The organism is Streptomyces sp. NPDC091387 (assembly GCF_044756945.1).
In the GTDB taxonomy this organism is placed as follows: Bacteria; Actinomycetota; Actinomycetes; order Streptomycetales; family Streptomycetaceae; genus Streptomyces.
Map to the genome: position 1 here is coordinate 67,903 of NZ_JBIVTZ010000005.1, position 16,468 is coordinate 84,370.

Consider the following 16,468-nt stretch of genomic DNA (forward strand, 5'->3'; position numbering starts at 1 on the left):
GCCAAGTCGGCCGTCCGGTGTGACGGTCGGTCAGTCCGCCGGCTCGTCCGCGAGAGCGCGCAGGGCGAGCCGGTAGGAGCCGATGCCGAATCCGGCCACGGTCCCGGTGGCGACCGGTGCGACCACGGAGTTGTGGCGGAATTCCTCCCGCGCGTACGGGTTAGAGATGTGCACCTCGATCAGCGGGGCGGTGCGCTGGGCGGCCGCGTCCCGCATTCCGTACGAATAGTGCGTGAAGGCACCCGGGTTGAGAACGACCGGAATTGAACCGTCCGCTGCCTCGTGGAGCCAGCGGATCAACTCCCCCTCGTCGTTGGTCTCCCGGACGTCGACGTCGAAGCCGAGCTCCTTGCCGAGGGTGCGGCAGGCGTCGACGAGTCCGGCGTACGAGGTGGCTCCGTAGACATCGGGCTCGCGGGAGCCCAGCCTGCCGAGGTTCGGCCCGTTGAGCACGAGGACCCGGCGGGTCACGCGGACACCTCCCCGTAGGCGGCGAGCAGAACGGCCGGGTCGGGCCCCTCCAGGACGGTGGGCTTGCCGAGGGCGTCCAGGACGATGAAGCGCAGCAGGTCGCCGCGGGACTTCTTGTCGACCTTCATGTTCTCCAGCAGCTTGGGCCACTGGTCGCCGCGGTAGGTGAGCGGCAGCCCGACGGACTCCAGGACGGCGCGGTGCCGGTCGGCGGTCGCGTCGTCCAGGCGCCCGGCGAGGCGGCCCAGCTCGGCGGCGAAGACCATGCCGACCGAGACGGCCGCACCGTGCCGCCACTTGTAGCGCTCGTTCTTCTCGATCGCGTGGGCCAGCGTGTGACCGTAGTTGAGGATCTCGCGCAGCCCGGCCTCCTTGAGGTCGCTGGAGACGACCTCGGCCTTGACCCTGATGGCACGCTCGATCAGCTCGGAGGTGTGCGGTCCGGCGGGCGTACGGGCGCCCTGCGGGTCCGCCTCGACGAGGTCGAGGATCACCGGGTCGGAGATGAAGCCGGCCTTGATGATCTCGGCCATGCCGCTGACGTAGTCGTTGACCGGCAGCGAGTCGAGGGCCGCGAGGTCGCAGAGCACTCCGGCCGGCGGGTGGAAGGCACCGACGAGGTTCTTGCCCTCGGCGGTGTTGATGCCGGTCTTCCCGCCGACGGCCGCGTCCACCATGGCGAGCACGGTGGTGGGTACGGCGATCCAGCGCACCCCGCGCAGCCAGGTCGCCGCGACGAACCCGGCGACGTCCGTGGTCGCGCCGCCGCCCACGCCGACGATGACGTCGGTGCGGGTGAAGCCGGTCTGGCCGAGCGCCTTCCAGCAGTACGCCGCGACCTCGACGGTCTTGGCCTCCTCGGCGTTCGGCAGCTGGATGGCGATGGCCTCGTAGCCCTGGTCGGCGAGGTCCTGGCGGACCGCCTCGCCGGTGCCGGCGAGTGCCTCGGGGTGCAGGACCGCGACGCGCTTGACGCGGTCACCGATGAACGTGGGCAGCTCGCCGAGGAGCTGCCGCCCGATCACCACCTCGTAGGGGTCGGTGCCCGCGCTGCCGGCGACCTGGATGCGTGTGGGGCCCTGATCCGTCATCGTTGCGTTCTCCCGGCCGGACGACGGCGCGTCCGGCAGTTCCAGTGCGTCGAGGACCGCCTGGGCGACCTCGTCGGGTGTGCGCTCGTCGGTCGCGACGACCGCGCGGGCCACGTCCGTGTAGAGGTGGCGACGGGCCTCCATGAGTTCGCGCCACTGCCGGCGCGGATTCACGGCGAGCAGCGGTCGCGCGGTGTTCAGCCCGACCCGCTTCACCGCCTCGTCGACGTCCATCGAGAGGTAGACGACGGCGTGGCCGGCCAGCAGGGCGCGCGTCGTCTCGTCGAGGACGGCGCCGCCGCCGAGCGAGAGCACACCCGTGTGCTCGGCAACCGCGTCCCGGACGGCCCGGCTCTCCAGCTCGCGGAACCGCTCCTCGCCCTCGTCGTAGAAGATCTCGGCGATGGGCTTCCCGGCCGTGGCGACGACGTCCGCGTCGGTGTCCCGGTAGGTGGTGCCGAGCCGTCCGGCGAGCAGCTCGCCGACGGTGGACTTGCCGACGCCCATCGGGCCGACCAGAACGACCAGCGGGGCGCTCATCGGATCTGCAGGTGGTCGAGGTACGACTGCACATTGCGGTGGGTCTCGGGGACGCTGTCGCCGCCGAACTTCTCCGCGACCGCGTCCGCGAGCACCAGCGCGACCATCGCCTCGGCGACGATCCCGGCGGCCGGAACGGCACAGACATCGGAGCGCTGGTGGTGGGCCTTGGCGGGCTCACCGGTCACCACGTCGACGGTGGCCAGGGCGCGCGGCACGGTCGCGATGGGCTTCATCGCGGCCCGCACGCGCAGCAGCTCACCGGTGGTCAGCCCGCCCTCGGTGCCGCCGGCGCGGCCGGAGGCGCGCTTGATGCCGTCCTCGGTCACCAGGATCTCGTCGTGCGCCTGCGATCCCGGCACCCGGGCCAGATCGAAACCGTCCCCGACCTCGACGCCCTTGATGGCCTGGATGCCCATGAGCGCGGCGGCGAGGCGGGCGTCGAGGCGGCGGTCCCAGTGCACGTGCGAACCCAGGCCGACCGGCACTCCGTACGCCAGCACCTCGACCACACCGCCGAGGGTGTCGCCGTCCTTGTGGGCCTGGTCGATCTCGGCGACCATCTGCTTGCTCGCGGTGGCGTCGAGGCAGCGCACCGGGTCCGCGTCGAGCTTCTCGACGTCGGCGGGGACCGGGTAGACGCCGTAGGGCGCCTTGGCGGCGGCCAGCTCGACGACATGGCTGACGATCTCGATGCCGGCCGTCTCCTTGAGGTACGACCGGGCGACGGCCCCGAGGGCGACGCGCGCCGCGGTCTCCCGGGCGCTGGCGCGCTCCAGGATCGGCCGGGCCTCGTCGAAGCCGTACTTCTGCATGCCGGCGAGGTCGGCGTGACCGGGCCGGGGCCGGGTCAGCGGGGCGTTACGGGCCTGGGCCGCGAGCACCTCGGGGTCGACCGGGTCGGCCGACATGACCTGCTCCCACTTGGGCCACTCGGTGTTGCCGACCATCACGGCGACCGGCGAGCCCATGGTCAGGCCGTGCCGCACCCCGCCGAGGAAGGTGACCTCGTCCTTCTCGAACTTCATCCGAGCGCCGCGGCCGTAACCGAGCCTCCGCCGGGCGAGCGCGTCCGCCACCATCTCCGTGGTGACCGGGACACCGGCGGGAAGACCCTCCAGCGTCGCCACCAGTGCGGGGCCGTGCGACTCCCCCGCGGTCAGCCAGCGCAACCTGCTCAACGGTGCTCCTCATGCTCGCGCCTGAAATCCAACGGCGCGACCGGGTGCGCGGCCCTGGCCCGCCGCCCCCGATCCTCCCACGGACGGGGCCGCCGCCTCGCCGCTGGTCCAGCAGACGGACGGATCCGGCCGCCGGGAGCAGGGTCAGCGGGCGGCCAGTGCCTGCCGCATGGCGGCGAGGGGCGCCGGCGTACGGCCCGTCATCTGCTCGACCTGGAGGACCGCCTGGTGCACCAGGAGATCAAGACCTCCGACGACTGCACCCTCGCGGGCCGCCCAGGCGGCTGCGAGTCCGGTCGGCCAGGGCTCGTACAGCACGTCGAAGAGCGTGCCGGGATCCTTCGGTACCGATTCCGTCAGCGCGTCGGTGGCCCCGGCCGGAGTGGTCGCGATGACCAGGGGGGACCGCAGTGCCTGCTCGGCCTCCGCCCAGTCGGCGATGCGGACGTCGACGCCGAGCCGTTCGCCCCAGCCGCGCATCTCGTCACCGCGTTCCCGGCTGCGGACGTAGGCCGTGACCGGTCCCGTGCAGATCTCGGAGAGGGCGGCGAGGGCGGAGGAGGCGGTGGCTCCGGCGCCGAGAACGGCGGCGGACTCGGCCTTCTCCACGCCGCGCTCACGCAGGGCGGCGATCATGCCCGGGATATCGGTGTTGTCGCCGACCCAACGGCCGTCCTCGGTGAGCACGACCGTGTTCACCGCCTCCACCGAGGAGGCGGTCTCGCTGATCTCGTCCAGCAGGGGGATGATCGCCCGCTTGAGCGGCATGGTCAGCGAGAGCCCGGCCCAGGAGGAGTCCAGCCCCTCGACGAAGCCGGGCAGCGCGGCCTCGTCGATCTCGAAGCGGTCGTAGGACCAGTCGTCGAGGCCGAGTGCGGCGTACGCGGCCCGGTGCAGGACCGGGGAGAGCGAGTGGGCGATGGGTGAGCCGAGGACGGCTGCCCGGTGCGGGCCGGTCACTCTCCCGACCCTCCCTTCTGGTACTCCGCACGGTTCTTCTCGTGCTCGGCGTTGGTCACCGCGAACAGGGTCTTGTCCTCGGTCACCGACACGAAGTAGTACCAAGGTCCTGGGGTGGGCTTGATCGCCGACTGGAGCGCGGCGTCACCGGGGTTGTTGATCGGGCCGGGCGGCAGACCGTGGATGTAGTACGTGTTGTACGGGTGCTTGAACTCCCGCAGGCCGGAGACCGCACCCGTGTCGAGCGTGCTCTGCTTCTTCGCGTAGTTGACGGTGGAGTCGAAGTCGAGCAGACCGTTCGTCTCGGTGTTGTTGGGCTTCAGGCGGTTGTAGACGACGCGCGAGACCTTGTCGAAGTCGTGCTTGTACTTGCCCTCAGCCTGGACGAGGCTGGCGACCGTGATCAGCTGCCACGGACTCTGCAGCTTGAGCCTCTTGGCATTGGCTTCCAGGTCGGCCTTTTTGTACTCCTCGTTGGCGCGCGAGACCATCTTCTTCAGGACGGCCTCCGGCTTCATTCCCTTGGTGACCGGGTAAGCCGCCGGGTAGAGGAACCCCTCCAGGGGATCGAGGACGTCCCGGTGGCCGTCGGCCCAGTCCGGCAGTCCGAGGTTGGCCGACTCCTTCTTGGCGACTTCACCCGTTGTGCCCTTCTTCACGCCCAGCCTCGTATCGATCGAGGCGTAGACGGTCCGGTTGGGCGTGCCCTCGGGAATCACCAGCAGGTTCTGGCTCTTCGGGTCGAGCATCATCTTCAGGGCCTCGGACGCGGACATCTTCTCGTGCAGGAGATAGACGCCGGCCTGGATCGACTTCCCCTTGGGGTCCTCGCTCTGCGCGGAGACGAAGGCGTCGACGCTCTTGACCACACCCTGCTTCTTCAGGATGTTGGCGATGTCGTACCCGTACGAGCCCTTGGGGATCTCGATCTCGATGGTCCCCGAGCCGCTGCCCGCGTAGTCCTCGGCCGGGCCGAACTTGTCCTGGTAGTACGAGTAGCCGAAGTAGCCCACTCCGCCTACGCCACCGACCAGGACGAGAGAGATGACCAGGCAGGCGCAGCCGCTGCGGCCCTTCTTCTTCTTGCCCTTGCCCCGGCGCTCGTCCCCGCCTCCTCGGCGGGAATCGCGGGGGTCATCGTCGTCGTCGTAGTCGTCGTCCTTGCCGTCGCTGTCGTCGACGCCCGTGAAGAAGGGGTGGGTCTCCTTCGGCTGGACCTCGGGGTCCCAGTCGGTGTTCTGCGCGGGGTCGGGGTTCTGCGCGGGCGCCGGTTCGGCTGCCTGTTCGGGCGCGGCCTGGCGGCGGCCCGGGGGCTGCGGAGGCGGGTAGGCCTCGGGGGTGCCGTAGTAGTCGTTCGTCTCGCCGTAGCCGTACGCGGCGGCGGGCTGGCCCTCGTACGGCATCGCGGCCGGCTGCTGGCCGGTGTCCCAGCCGCCGTTGTAAGGAGGCTGCTGGCCGTACGGGTCCTGCTGGGCGCCGTACGGCTGCTGCTGGTACTGCTGCTGGGCGTAGGGATCCTGCGGGTGCTGCTGCGCGTACGAATCCTGCTGCTGTTGCTGCTGCTGCGCGTACGGGTCGTGCTGCTGCTGCGATTGGCCGTACGGGTCCTGCTGCTGCTGCGCGTACGAATCCTGCTGCTGTTGCTGCTGCTGCTGCTGCGCGTAAGGATCTTGCGGCTGGTGCTGCTGCTGCGCGTACGGGTCCTGCGGCTGTTGCTGGGCGGCGTACGGGTCCTGCGGGTAGGGCTGCTGCTGGCCGCCGTACTGGCTCTGGCCGTGGGCAGGCTGCTGGCCTCCCCATCCCTGGTCCCCGTACAAGGGGTCCTCGGGATGCCACGGTTCGGAGCCGGGGCCCCGGCCATACTCAGTCATCGATCCCCTTGAGCCGCGAGACGACGTTCCGTCTCTTTGCTGTGCGGTGTTTGTTCGAACACCGCCGCATCGCGCGGAACGTTACCGTATCGCGATCAGACCACCACTTCGACGCCCTCGCCGGGAGGATTGCCCGAAGCCCGTTCGGACTCCAGAGCGTTCTGAAGGATCACCACAGCGGCAGCCTGGTCGATGACGGATCGGCCTTTTTTGGACTTCACGCCCGATGCGCGCAGGCCCTGAGTCGCCGTCACTGTGGTCATCCTCTCGTCCACCAAGCGCACCGGAATGGGTGCGACCGCGCGGGCGAACACATCGGCGAAGGCGCGGACCTTGACCGCGGCCGGGCCCTCTCCCCCGCCCAGGGACCGGGGCAGGCCGACGATGACCTCGATCGGCTCGTACTCCGAGACGATCTGGCCGAGCCGCCGGTGGGCGGCCGGGACATCGCGTCCCGGCACGGTCTCCACCGGCGTGGCGAGGATCCCGTCGGGGTCGCACGAGGCGACCCCGATCCGGGCGTCCCCGACGTCGATCGCCAGTCGGCGACCGCGGCGCATCTGTGTCATGTCCGGCGTCACGCCGTCTCGGTGACGAGGCGTTCGACAGCGGCGACGGCATCCCCGATGGCCTCCGGGTTCGTGCCGCCGCCCTGGGCGACGTCCGGCTTGCCGCCGCCTCCGCCGCCGAGCGTCTTGGCGGCGGCGCGGACCAGGTCACCGGCCTTGAGGCCGCGCTCACGGGCGGCCTCGTTGGTGGCGATGACGGTCAGCGGGCGGCCGTTGGCCGTGGTGAACAGGGCCACGACGGCCGGGCGGCCGCCCTGGATGCGCCCGCGCACGTCGAGGACGAGCCGGCGCAGGTCGTCGGCCGAGGTGCCGTCCGGTACCTGCCCGGTGACCAGGGCGACGCCCCGGACGTCCTGAGCCGATTCGACGAGTCCGGCAGCGGCCTGGAGGACCTTCTCCGCGCGGAACTTCTCGATCTCCTTCTCGGCGTCCTTCAGCTTGCCGAGCATCCCGGCGATCTTCTCCGGGAGCTCCTCGGGACGGCCCTTGACCAGCTCCTGGAGCTGGGCGACGACCGTGTGCTCCCGGGCGAGGAAGTTGTACGCGTCGACACCGACGAGGGCCTCGATGCGGCGTACGCCGGAGCCGATGGACGACTCGCCGAGCAGCTTGACCAGACCGAGCTGGGCGGTGTTGTGGACGTGCGTACCGCCGCACAGCTCCTTGGAGAAGTCGCCGATGGTGACGACCCGGACCCGCTCGCCGTACTTCTCGCCGAACTCGGCGATGGCGCCCTGCTTCTTGGCCTCGTCGATGGACATGACCTCGGCCTGGACGTCGAGCTCGCGGGAGAGCACGGCGTTGATCTTCTGCTCGACGTCGGTGAGGACCGTGCCGGGTACGGCGGCGGGCGAGCCGAAGTCGAAGCGGAAGCGGCCCGGGGAGTTCTCCGAACCGGCCTGGGCGGCCGTCGGGCCCAGGGCGTCCCGCAGCGCCTGGTGCGTCAGGTGGGTGGCGCTGTGGGCGCGGGCGATGGCCCGACGGCGGGTGTTGTCGATGGAGGCCAGGGCGGCGGCACCGACCGTCACCTCACCGACCTGGACGACGCCCTTGTGGACGTGGACGCCGGGAACGGGCTTCTGGACGTCGCGGACCTCGATCACCGCGCCGGTGTCGAGCCGGATCCGCCCGGTGTCGGCGAGCTGGCCGCCGCCCTCGGCGTAGAACGGGGTGCGGTCCAGGACGACCTCGACCTCGTCGCCCTCGGAGGCGGCGGGCGAGGGGACACCGTCGACGAGGAGGCCGACGATCGTCGACTCGCCCTCGGTCGTCGTGTAGCCGGTGAACTCGGTGGCGCCGGAGTTGTCGGCGACCTCGCGGTAGGCGGAGAGGTCGGCGTGACCGGTCTTCTTGGCGCGCGCGTCGGCCTTGGCCTTGTCCCGCTGCTCCTGCATGAGGCGGCGGAAGCCGTCCTCGTCCACGGACAGGCCCTGTTCGGCGGCCATCTCCAGGGTCAGGTCGATCGGGAAGCCCCAGGTGTCGTGGAGCAGGAACGCCCTGTCGCCGGCGATGACCCGGCCGCCGGCGGCCTTGGTCTCGGTGACCGCGGTCTCGAGGATATTGGTGCCGCCCTTGAGGGCCTTGAGGAAGGCGGCCTCCTCGGCGAGGGCGACGGTCTCGATGCGCTTGCGGTCGGTGATCAGCTCGGGGTACTGCAGCCCCATCGTGTTGATCACGACGTCGACCAGCTCGGTGACGACCGATCCGGTGGCGCCCATCAGCCGCATGTTGCGGATGGCGCGGCGCATGATGCGGCGCAGCACGTAGCCGCGGCCCTCGTTGCCGGGAGTGACGCCGTCACCGATGAGCATGACCGACGTACGGATGTGGTCGGCGACCACGCGGAGCGAGACGTCCGTGGCCGTGTTGGCGGCGGAGCCGCCGTAAGGCACACCGGTGAGCTCGGTGGCCTTGTCCATGACGACGCGCAGGGTGTCGGTCTCGTACATGTTCTGCACGCCCTGCAGGATCATCGCGAGGCGTTCGAGGCCGAGGCCGGTGTCGATGTTCTTGGAGGGCAGGTCGCCGAGGATCGGGAAGTCGTCCTTGCCGTCGCCGGCGCCGCGCTCGTACTGCATGAAGACCAGGTTCCAGATCTCCACGTACCGCTCGTCGTTGACGGCGGGGCCGCCCTCGGCCCCGAACTCGGGACCGCGGTCGTAGTTGATCTCGGAGCAGGGGCCGCAGGGACCGGGGACGCCCATGGACCAGAAGTTGTCCTTCTTGCCCAGGCGCTGGATGCGCTCGGCCGGCACACCGATCTTGTCGCGCCAGATCTGCTCGGCCTCGTCGTCGTCCAGGTAGACCGTGATCCACAGACGCTCGGGGTCGAGGCCGAAGCCGCCGTCCGCCACGGAGCCGGTGAGCAGCTCCCAGGCGTACTCGATGGCGCCTTCCTTGAAGTAGTCACCGAAGGAGAAGTTCCCGCACATCTGGAAGAAGGTGCCGTGCCGGGTGGTCTTGCCGACCTCTTCGATGTCCGGCGTACGGACGCACTTCTGCACGCTGGTGACGCGCGGGGCGGGCGGCTTGACCTCGCCGAGGAAGTACGGCTTGAAGGGCACCATGCCGGCCGGGACCAGCAGCAGAGTCGGGTCGTCCGCGATGAGCGACGCCGAAGGGACGACGGTGTGACCGCGCTCCTCGTAGAAGCTCAGCCAGCGGCGGCGAATTTCAGCCGACTCCATCAGTGGTCCTCATTCCGGTTGTACGAGTTGTAGGGAAGCTTGCGGTAGTTGACGGGCGTCTTGCGTCCGTCGGACTCCGCCGCCTCGACGGCGAAGTGGGGCCGCACGGGGAGATCGGGGTCGACCGGGGCTTCGAGGCCCAGTGCCTCGCCCAGTTCGGCCTCGCGTCTGGCCATGCCGTCGCGGACGTCGAGGGCGAAGTCCTTGAGCTTGTGGCCGGCCACGACCGCCTTGTCGGCGGCCTGCGCCGCAAGGCTCTCGGGGGTCAGCTGCTTGATCTTGCGGTTGACCTTGGCGGTGGCCCAGACCCCGGCGGCTGCGCCGGCGGTGAACCAGAACGTACGGCGGAACATCGCTGCGTCAGTCCTTCGATCCGCGGGAATTTCTGCCGTTGCGCTTCCTGCCACGCGCGGACGGCACGGTCCGGCCGACGATCACCGATCGCCGGGAACGCGCTTCCGGTTCGGGAGCGGCCTTGCGGCCGATGGCCTGCCGGACGCCGTAGCCGAACGCCGCGACCTTGACCAGCGGGCCGCCGAAGGTCGAGGCGACGGTGGTGGAGAGCGCGGAGGCGTTGGAGGTGACCTCCTGGACGTCCGTCGCGATCGCGTCGACCTTGTCGAGCTGGGTCTGCGCGGAACGTACGGTCGCGGAGGCGTCGGCGAGCAGCGGGACGGCCTGTTCGGTCACGTCCGCCACGAGTTTGGTGGTCGCCCTGAGCGTCTGGGCGAGCCTCACCAGCACGACGGCGAGGAACGAAACCAGGATCGCCCAGAAGACGGCCACCAGGATCCCGGCCACCTCACCACCGGACACAGTGCACCGCTCTCTCTGGCTTGTCGTCTGTCTTTGCGTTGTTCGCTGCTTGCCCGGTGACGGCCTTCGTAGCAGCCCGTCACCGTCTCCGAGCCTATCGCGCCGGGCTCACACCCCGTACCGCATTACCGTTGGGCACGGCGGGAGTTCCTGCTACAAGATTGTACGGAGCGCTTTCGGGCCAGTACTCTGCGTGTTTCATGCGACGCTCTCAGCGCCCCTTCCCCTCCTCCGACGGTCCGGGTCCGCCGGTCGGCGCCCACGGTGGACCCGTGCGCGGCCTTCCGGGCAATCTCCCGGCGGAACTGAACAGGTTCGTGGGACGTGACGACGAGTTGGCCGACCTCGCCGGACTCCTGGAGGAGTCCCGGCTGGTCACGGTCGTGGGCGTGGGCGGGGTCGGCAAGACCCGGCTGGTCACCAGGGCCGCCAGCCTGCTGGAGAAACGGTACTGCGACGGGGTCTGGCTGGTGGAGCTGTCCGCCGTCCACGATCCGGAGCTGCTGGAGCACGCGCTCGTCGACGCGCTGGGCCTCACCGATCACACCAACAGGCCGCCCCGCACGACCCTCCTCGAACACTGCGCCGGGCGCCGCCTCCTGCTGGTGATCGACGGATTCGAACATCTGGTGGACGCCTGTGCGGAGTTGGTACGGGACCTGCTGCGCCGGGCCCCCCGGCTCCGGGTCCTGGCCGCCGGCCGGCTACCGCTGGAACTGGACGGCGAGGCCACCTACCCGCTCGCGACCATGACCGACGAGGACGCGCTCCGGCTCTTCGCTGAGCGGGCCGCCGCGGTGCGGCCCGAGTTCCGGCTGACCGAGCACAACCGGGGCGCGGCCCGGGAGCTCTGCCGGCGGCTGGACGGGATTCCGCTCGCTCTGGAGCTGGCGGCCGGGCGGCTGCGGGCGCTGTCGACCGAGCAGGTGCTGGAGCGCCTCGACGACCGCTTCCGGCTGCTCACCGGCGGCAGCCGCAGCGCGCTGGCCCGGCATCAGACGCTCCGCACGGCCATCGGCTGGAGCCATGAACTGTGCGCCCCGGAACAGCGGCTGCTGTGGTCGCGGCTCTCGGTCTTCGCCGGACCGTTCGATCTGGAGGCGGTCGAGTACATCTGCAGCGGTTCCGATCTGCCGGCCGACTCGGTGCTCGATGTGCTCTCCGGGCTGCTGGCGCAGTCCGTCGTGCTGCGCGAGGACTCGCCCGCCGGCACCCGCTACCGGCTGCTGGACACGGTGCGCGAGTACGGCGCCGAGTGGCTGGCGGCGACGGGTGAGACGGAGCGCCTGCGCCGGCGCCACCGCGACTGGTTCCTGGGGCTCGCGACCTGGTGCGAGCTGGACTGGTTCAGCCCGCGGCAGAGCGAGGTCGCGGCCCGGGTGGAGAGCGAACTGCCCAATCTGCGGCGGGCCATGGAGTGTTCGCTGGAGTGCCCGGAGGAGGCGCATCTCGCCCAGTACCTGGCGGGCACGCTCTGGTTCCTGTGGGTCGGCTGCGGGCGGCTCTCGGAGGGGCGGCACTGGCTGGACCACGTACTGGAGGAGGAGACCCCGTACGACTCCTCGCGGCTGAAGGCGCTGTGGGTGCTCGGCTATGTCGCGGTGCTGCAGGGGGACCCGGTGGGGGCGATCGCGGCGCTGACCGAGTGCCGGGAGGAGGCGGAGCTGACCGGTGACGCCGCGGCCTCGGCGTACGCCCTGCACCGCACCGGCTGCCTGGCACTCGTCACGGACGACACGGCGCGCGCCCAGGAACTGCTGCACGAGGCGCTCGTCCGCTACCGGGAGCTCGGGGAGCTGAACAGCAATGTGCTGATGGCTCAGGTCGAGCTGGCGATGTCGGTCGGGTTCCAGGGCGAGCTGGAGCGTGCGGTCACGATCTGCGAAGAGGTCCGGGACATCTGCGAGGACCACGGGGAGCGGTGGACGCTCAGTTACGCGTTGTTCGTACTGGCCTTCGCCGCGCTGGAGCGGGGCCGCCCGGCCCGCGCGCGGGAGCTCCTCGGGGAGTCGCTGTCCATCAGCCATGCCTTCCACGACCTGCTCGGCACGGTGCTCTCGCTGGAATTACTGGCGCTCGTCACGGTGGTCGAGGGCGACGCGGACGAGGCGGCGCTGCTCCAGGGGGCCGCCGAACAGATCTGGCCATCGGTGGGACTGCCCCTGTTCGGTTCGGCGCACTACGGGGCGCCGCGGGCCCGGTGCCAGGAGCTGGCCCTTCATGACCTGGGCGAGGAGCGGTACGTGTCGCAGCGGCGCGCCGGCGGAGTGCTGGGCGCGGACGCGGTGGTCGCCAGGGCGCTGGCGGGCCGGCCCGGACAGCGGCAGAACGACGCGGAGACCGGCGGACCCGAGACGGCGGGCCCGCAGCCCGCGGCCGGGAAGACGCGAAAGCCCGCCGCCTCCCCGGCTTCGGGAAGGGGCGGGCCTGAGCGCTGGTGAAGAGCGGCTACGCCTGAATCAGCGGGCGTAGTACTCGACGACGAGCTGCTCGTCGCAGATCACGGGGATTTCCTTGCGGTTCGGGTCCCGGTCAAGGCGGAAGGCCAGGGCCTTCAGGTTCACCTGCAGGTAGCGCGGGGTCTCACCGTCGGTGTCGTAACCACCCTCGCGGGCAACCTGGAAGGGGTACTTCTCGCGGCTGCGCTCGCGGACCATCACGATGTTGTCGGGACGGACACGGAAGGACGGCTTGTCCACCTTGTGGCCGTCGACCTCGATGTGACCGTGCACGACCATCTGGCGGGCCTGGTAGATCGTCTTGGCGATGCCCGAACGCAGCACCAGCGCGTCGAGACGGCGCTCGAGCTCGACGACGAGCGCCTCGCCCGTCTTGCCCTCGGCCTTCTTGGCGCGGTCGTAGGCACGCGCCATCTGGCGCTCGCTGATGTCGTACTGGGCGCGCAGACGCTGCTTCTCCAGCAGACGGACCTTGTAGTCCGAGTTCTGCTTGCGGCCGCGGCCGTGCTCGCCCGGCGGGTAGGGGCGGGCCTCGAAGTACTTGACAGCCTTCGGCGTCAGCGCAATGCCGAGCGCGCGGCTCTTCTTGACCTTGGGACGCGACTGATTAGGCACGTTCTCCAGACCTCCGTTGTAGGTTAGGTTAGGCTCACCTTACTCAAGGAGATCGCATGTCTCGCCCTGGGAACACCACACACGTCACGGACAGCACAGACAGCGGCAGCACACAGGAAGGTGCTGCTACGACGGAAGGCCGATCTGATCGTGGTCAGCCGCGTCCCAGCGGGCTTGAAAACACTCGGATGCCGTCAGCAGCCGAGCGCACACGAACTCTCGTACAGAGTACCTGCTCCTCGGCACTGCTCATCCCCGGCCTCGACTCGACGGGCCCGGACCAGCTGATGCCGCTGTCGCGCGACGTGGGTCCGGACGGGGATCTCTTCCTCGAATTCCCCGCGGACTCCCCGGCGGTACGGGCCGCGACGCACGCCGAGGACGACGAGCTGACGGCCGTGCTGGAGATCACCGACGTGGCCCCGGTCTCCGTACCCCACCGCATCCGCGGCCGGGCCCGGGTCTTCGGCCGGCTCACCACCGTACCGGGCCTGGCGGGCCCCGGCCGGATGCTGCTGCGGCTGGAGACGGGCGAGGCGTACGTCGATGACCTGTGGGGTGCGGAGAGCGTCGGGCCGGAGGAGTTCCGGGACGCGTCCGCCGACCCGCTCGTCCTCCACGAGGCGGAACTGCTGCAGCATCTGCACGCGGCGCACGGGGAACAGCTGGAGACGCTGTGCGGGCTGCTCGGCGAGCGGGTGCCGGCCGACTGCCCTGCGCACCGGCCGGCCGTCGTGCCGCTCGCGCTGGACCGCCTCGGACTGCGGGTGCGTCTGTGCGAGCGGGACGGCAGGTGCTTCGACGCGCGCTTCGAGTTCCCCGAGCCGGTGCGTGATGTGACCGAGCTGCGTCACGCCATGCACATGCTCTTCGAAGCGGCCGCGCGCTGAAGGCCGGAGCCCCCGGGGGCCCTGCTATGTGCCGGACGGGCTCGCGTCGCCGTCGGTGTCCGTACGGCCGAGCCGCTCGCGGACCCGGTCCGCCACGTCCGCGTACCGCGCCTCGGCTCCGTACCGGGTGGGCTGGTAGTAGCGCTTGTCGCGCACGGCGTCCGGGGCGTACTGCTGGGCGGCGATACCGCCGGGGACGTCATGCGGATAGACGTAGCCCTGCGCGTGCCCCAGCTTGGCGGCTCCCTTGTAGTGCCCGTCGCGCAGATGGGCCGGAACGGGGCCGGCCAGGCCCTTGCGCACATCCTCTTGGGCGGCGGAGATCGCCATCGTCGCCGCGTTGGACTTGGGGGCGAGGGCCAGGGCGATCGTGGCGTGGCTGAGGGTAAGCGCCGCCTCCGGGAAGCCGATCATCGCGACGGCCTGGGCCGCCGCGACCGCGATGGGCAGCGCCGTGGGGTCGGCGAGACCGATGTCCTCGCTGGCCGAGATCATCAGCCGACGGGCGATGAACCGGGGGTCCTCCCCCGCCTCGATCATCCGGGCCAGATAGTGCAGCGCGGCATCGACGTCCGAGCCGCGGATCGACTTGATCAGCGCACTCGCCACGTCGTAGTGCTGGTCGCCGTCCCGGTCGTACTTCACCGCGGCTCGGTCGACCGTCTCCTCCAGGGTCAGGAGGGTGATCTCCCCGTCCCCCTTGGACAGCGCCGCGCCGGCCGCCGCCTCCAGTGCCGTCAGCGCGCGGCGTGCGTCGCCGCCCGCGATGCGCAGCAGATGCTCCTCCGCGTCCTTTGGCAGCGTCACCGCGCCGCCGAGTCCCCGCTCGTCGGTCAGGGCCCTGTGCAGCAGATCACGCAGGTCGTCATCGGTCAGCGACTCAAGGGTCAGCAGCAGTGACCGCGAGAGCAGCGGGGAGATGATCGAGAAGTACGGATTCTCGGTGGTGGCCGCGATCAGCGTCACCCAGCGGTTCTCCACGGCCGGGAGCAGCGAGTCCTGCTGCGCCTTGGAGAAGCGGTGGATCTCGTCCAGGAAGAGGACGGTCTCCTTGCCGTAGCCACCGGTGGCGCGGCGGGCGCCCTCGATGACCGCCCGGACCTCCTTGACCCCCGCGGTGATCGCGGAGAGCTCGACGAAGCGCTTGTTGGTGGCCTTGCTGACCACGTAGGCCAGCGTCGTCTTCCCGATGCCGGGCGGTCCCCAGAGGATCACCGACGAGGGGCCCGCCGGCCCCCCGCTTCCCTCGCCGACGAGGCGGCGCAGCGGCGAGCCCGGCTTGAGCAGATGCTGCTGGCCGACGACCTCGTCGAGGGTACGGGGACGCATCCGGACAGCGAGGGGGCTGCTGGACGGGTCCTTCTCCTGGCGGTCTTCGGCTGCTGCGGTAAAGAGGTCGGGCTCCACGTTTTGAAGCCTATGTCACCGCACTGACATCCCTGCCGGGCCCCGGTGCGACCCGGCGCCGGCGGGCGGGACGGTCAGCTGGTCCAGAAGTCCCACCAGCGGGTCAGGATCAGCATGCCGATGATGCCGATCCACAGGACCGGCGGCACCCAGTGGAACTCGGTCAGCCCGTTGCGCAGCCAGTTGGGCGCGGGGACGATCCGGTGCTTGATGTTGTGCGTGGTGACGTAGCAGAACATGAGGATCGTGGCGACCCAGGCCAGGCAGCACCAGAGGCAGAGGGAGTTGATGTTGTAGAGCGACTGGTACTGGAGCCAGGTGCAGAATCCGACACCGAACAGGGTGCCCGCGTTCATCCCCAGCCAGTACCAGTTACGGAAGCGCGCTCCGGCGAGCAGTGCCAGACCGATGCCGATGATCACGGGGTAGGTGGCCAGGCCGAGCATCGGGTTGGGGAAGCCGAAGGCCGCCGCCTGGTCGCTCTTCATGATGTTGCCGCAGGCCACCACAGGGTTGAGACTGCAGCCCGGAACAAAGCTGGGGTCCTCCGCCAGCTTGAGCTTGTCGATCGTGATGACCCACGCGGCGAGGAGGCCGGCAGCGCCCGCGATCACCAGCAGCAGTGCGAACGCACGACTGCCGCCGGTGGTCCTCTTCCCGCCGTCCTCGTCCTGGTCGGATGAGGGATGGTCAACCGCTGCAGTCGTCATATCGCCATTCCGTCACTGAGTAGCCTGCTGGGCACGGTCATTGTGCCGTACCGTTCCGCCGGTCTTCCGTTCGATGAACATAAAGAGGCGCGTAAAAATGCGCGGCGCGCGGGCCGGACGGGGCCGGAAGAACATGGCCTCAGGGCTGTCACTGGCGTGGCCGGGATCCTGCCGCCCTCGGCGCTGTTCGGCAGGAATCGT

14 protein-coding genes are annotated in these 16,468 nt (G+C 70.2%); 2 read left to right on the forward strand and 12 right to left on the reverse strand.

Going from position 1 to position 16,468, the window contains the following annotated elements; translation table 11 throughout:
* Positions 1-30: 30 nt before the first annotated feature.
* The 9 genes from aroQ to ACIQM0_RS11940 all read right to left on the reverse strand — a co-directional run bounded on the left by aroQ (position 31) and on the right by ACIQM0_RS11940 (position 10,171).
* Entirely contained in the window at positions 31-471 is a 441-nt protein-coding gene (aroQ, locus tag ACIQM0_RS11900; protein WP_401285858.1) for a type II 3-dehydroquinate dehydratase, read from the reverse strand.
* Positions 468-2,102, reverse strand: a complete 1,635-nt coding sequence (gene aroB / locus ACIQM0_RS11905; RefSeq protein ID WP_401285859.1) for a 3-dehydroquinate synthase — start codon at positions 2,100-2,102, stop codon at positions 468-470. The genes aroQ and aroB overlap by 4 nt, the downstream gene beginning before the upstream one ends.
* Positions 2,099-3,283, reverse strand: a complete 1,185-nt coding sequence (gene aroC, locus ACIQM0_RS11910) for a chorismate synthase (RefSeq protein ID WP_385353914.1) — start codon at positions 3,281-3,283, stop codon at positions 2,099-2,101. The genes aroB and aroC overlap by 4 nt, the downstream gene beginning before the upstream one ends.
* Positions 3,284-3,427: 144 nt before the next feature.
* The gene (locus ACIQM0_RS11915; RefSeq protein WP_401285860.1) at positions 3,428-4,243 is read right to left on the reverse strand and encodes a shikimate dehydrogenase; all 816 of its coding nucleotides are present in this window, start codon (positions 4,241-4,243) and stop codon (positions 3,428-3,430) included.
* Complete coding sequence (gene mltG, locus ACIQM0_RS11920; protein ID WP_401285861.1) at positions 4,240-6,114, reverse strand: endolytic transglycosylase MltG; 1,875 nt, start codon at positions 6,112-6,114, stop codon at positions 4,240-4,242. The genes ACIQM0_RS11915 and mltG overlap by 4 nt, the downstream gene beginning before the upstream one ends.
* 95 nt (positions 6,115-6,209) lie before the next feature.
* The gene (gene ruvX / locus ACIQM0_RS11925; protein ID WP_401285862.1) at positions 6,210-6,683 is read right to left on the reverse strand and encodes a Holliday junction resolvase RuvX; all 474 of its coding nucleotides are present in this window, start codon (positions 6,681-6,683) and stop codon (positions 6,210-6,212) included.
* An 8-nt stretch (positions 6,684-6,691) separates the two neighbouring features.
* Positions 6,692-9,370: an alanine--tRNA ligase gene (gene alaS / locus ACIQM0_RS11930; RefSeq protein ID WP_401285863.1), complete on the reverse strand. Its 2,679-nt coding sequence runs from the start codon at positions 9,368-9,370 to the stop codon at positions 6,692-6,694.
* Positions 9,370-9,723: a DUF6167 family protein gene (locus ACIQM0_RS11935; protein WP_363027728.1), complete on the reverse strand. Its 354-nt coding sequence runs from the start codon at positions 9,721-9,723 to the stop codon at positions 9,370-9,372. The genes alaS and ACIQM0_RS11935 overlap by 1 nt, the downstream gene beginning before the upstream one ends.
* A gap of 7 nt (positions 9,724-9,730) precedes the next feature.
* Entirely contained in the window at positions 9,731-10,171 is a 441-nt protein-coding gene (locus ACIQM0_RS11940) for a DUF948 domain-containing protein (RefSeq protein WP_385032496.1), read from the reverse strand.
* Positions 10,172-10,386: 215 nt separating this feature from the next.
* Here ACIQM0_RS11940 and ACIQM0_RS11945 point away from each other — a divergent pair, with 215 nt between their 5' ends.
* A complete protein-coding gene (locus ACIQM0_RS11945) occupies positions 10,387-12,627 on the forward strand; it encodes an ATP-binding protein (protein ID WP_401285864.1) in 2,241 nt (746 codons plus the stop codon).
* A gap of 18 nt (positions 12,628-12,645) precedes the next feature.
* Here ACIQM0_RS11945 and rpsD read toward each other — a convergent pair whose 3' ends face one another.
* Complete coding sequence (gene rpsD, locus ACIQM0_RS11950; RefSeq protein WP_073737536.1) at positions 12,646-13,260, reverse strand: 30S ribosomal protein S4; 615 nt, start codon at positions 13,258-13,260, stop codon at positions 12,646-12,648.
* A gap of 188 nt (positions 13,261-13,448) precedes the next feature.
* Between rpsD and ACIQM0_RS11955 the strand changes: the two genes are divergently transcribed.
* A complete protein-coding gene (locus ACIQM0_RS11955; RefSeq protein ID WP_401285865.1) occupies positions 13,449-14,150 on the forward strand; it encodes a DUF2470 domain-containing protein in 702 nt (233 codons plus the stop codon).
* 24 nt (positions 14,151-14,174) lie between these two features.
* On the opposite strand, the gene ACIQM0_RS11960 is transcribed toward ACIQM0_RS11955, so the two are convergent.
* On the reverse strand, positions 14,175-15,557 hold the full coding sequence (locus tag ACIQM0_RS11960) for a replication-associated recombination protein A (protein WP_401285866.1): 1,383 nt from the start codon (positions 15,555-15,557) through the stop codon (positions 14,175-14,177).
* A 74-nt stretch (positions 15,558-15,631) separates the two neighbouring features.
* Positions 15,632-16,267 carry a vitamin K epoxide reductase family protein gene (locus ACIQM0_RS11965; protein WP_401285867.1) on the reverse strand — a complete coding sequence of 212 codons (636 nt, stop codon included), beginning with the start codon at positions 16,265-16,267 and terminating at the stop codon, positions 15,632-15,634.
* Positions 16,268-16,468: the final 201 nt, after the last annotated feature.

Bases quoted from the DNA above. Each gene is read 5' to 3' on its own strand.
- aroB (WP_401285859.1), bottom strand. From the start codon at position 2,102: ATGAGCGCCCCGCTGGTCGTTCTGGTCGGCCCGATGGGCGTCGGCAAG.
- mltG (WP_401285861.1), bottom strand. From the start codon at position 6,114: ATGACTGAGTATGGCCGGGGCCCCGGCTCCGAACCGTGGCATCCCGAG.
- ruvX (WP_401285862.1), bottom strand. From the start codon at position 6,683: ATGACACAGATGCGCCGCGGTCGCCGACTGGCGATCGACGTCGGGGAC.
- alaS (WP_401285863.1), bottom strand. From the start codon at position 9,370: ATGGAGTCGGCTGAAATTCGCCGCCGCTGGCTGAGCTTCTACGAGGAG.
- ACIQM0_RS11935 (WP_363027728.1), bottom strand. From the start codon at position 9,723: ATGTTCCGCCGTACGTTCTGGTTCACCGCCGGCGCAGCCGCCGGGGTC.
- ACIQM0_RS11945 (WP_401285864.1), top strand. From the start codon at position 10,387: ATGCGACGCTCTCAGCGCCCCTTCCCCTCCTCCGACGGTCCGGGTCCG.
- ACIQM0_RS11955 (WP_401285865.1), top strand. From the start codon at position 13,449: ATGCCGTCAGCAGCCGAGCGCACACGAACTCTCGTACAGAGTACCTGC.
- ACIQM0_RS11965 (WP_401285867.1), bottom strand. From the start codon at position 16,267: ATGACGACTGCAGCGGTTGACCATCCCTCATCCGACCAGGACGAGGAC.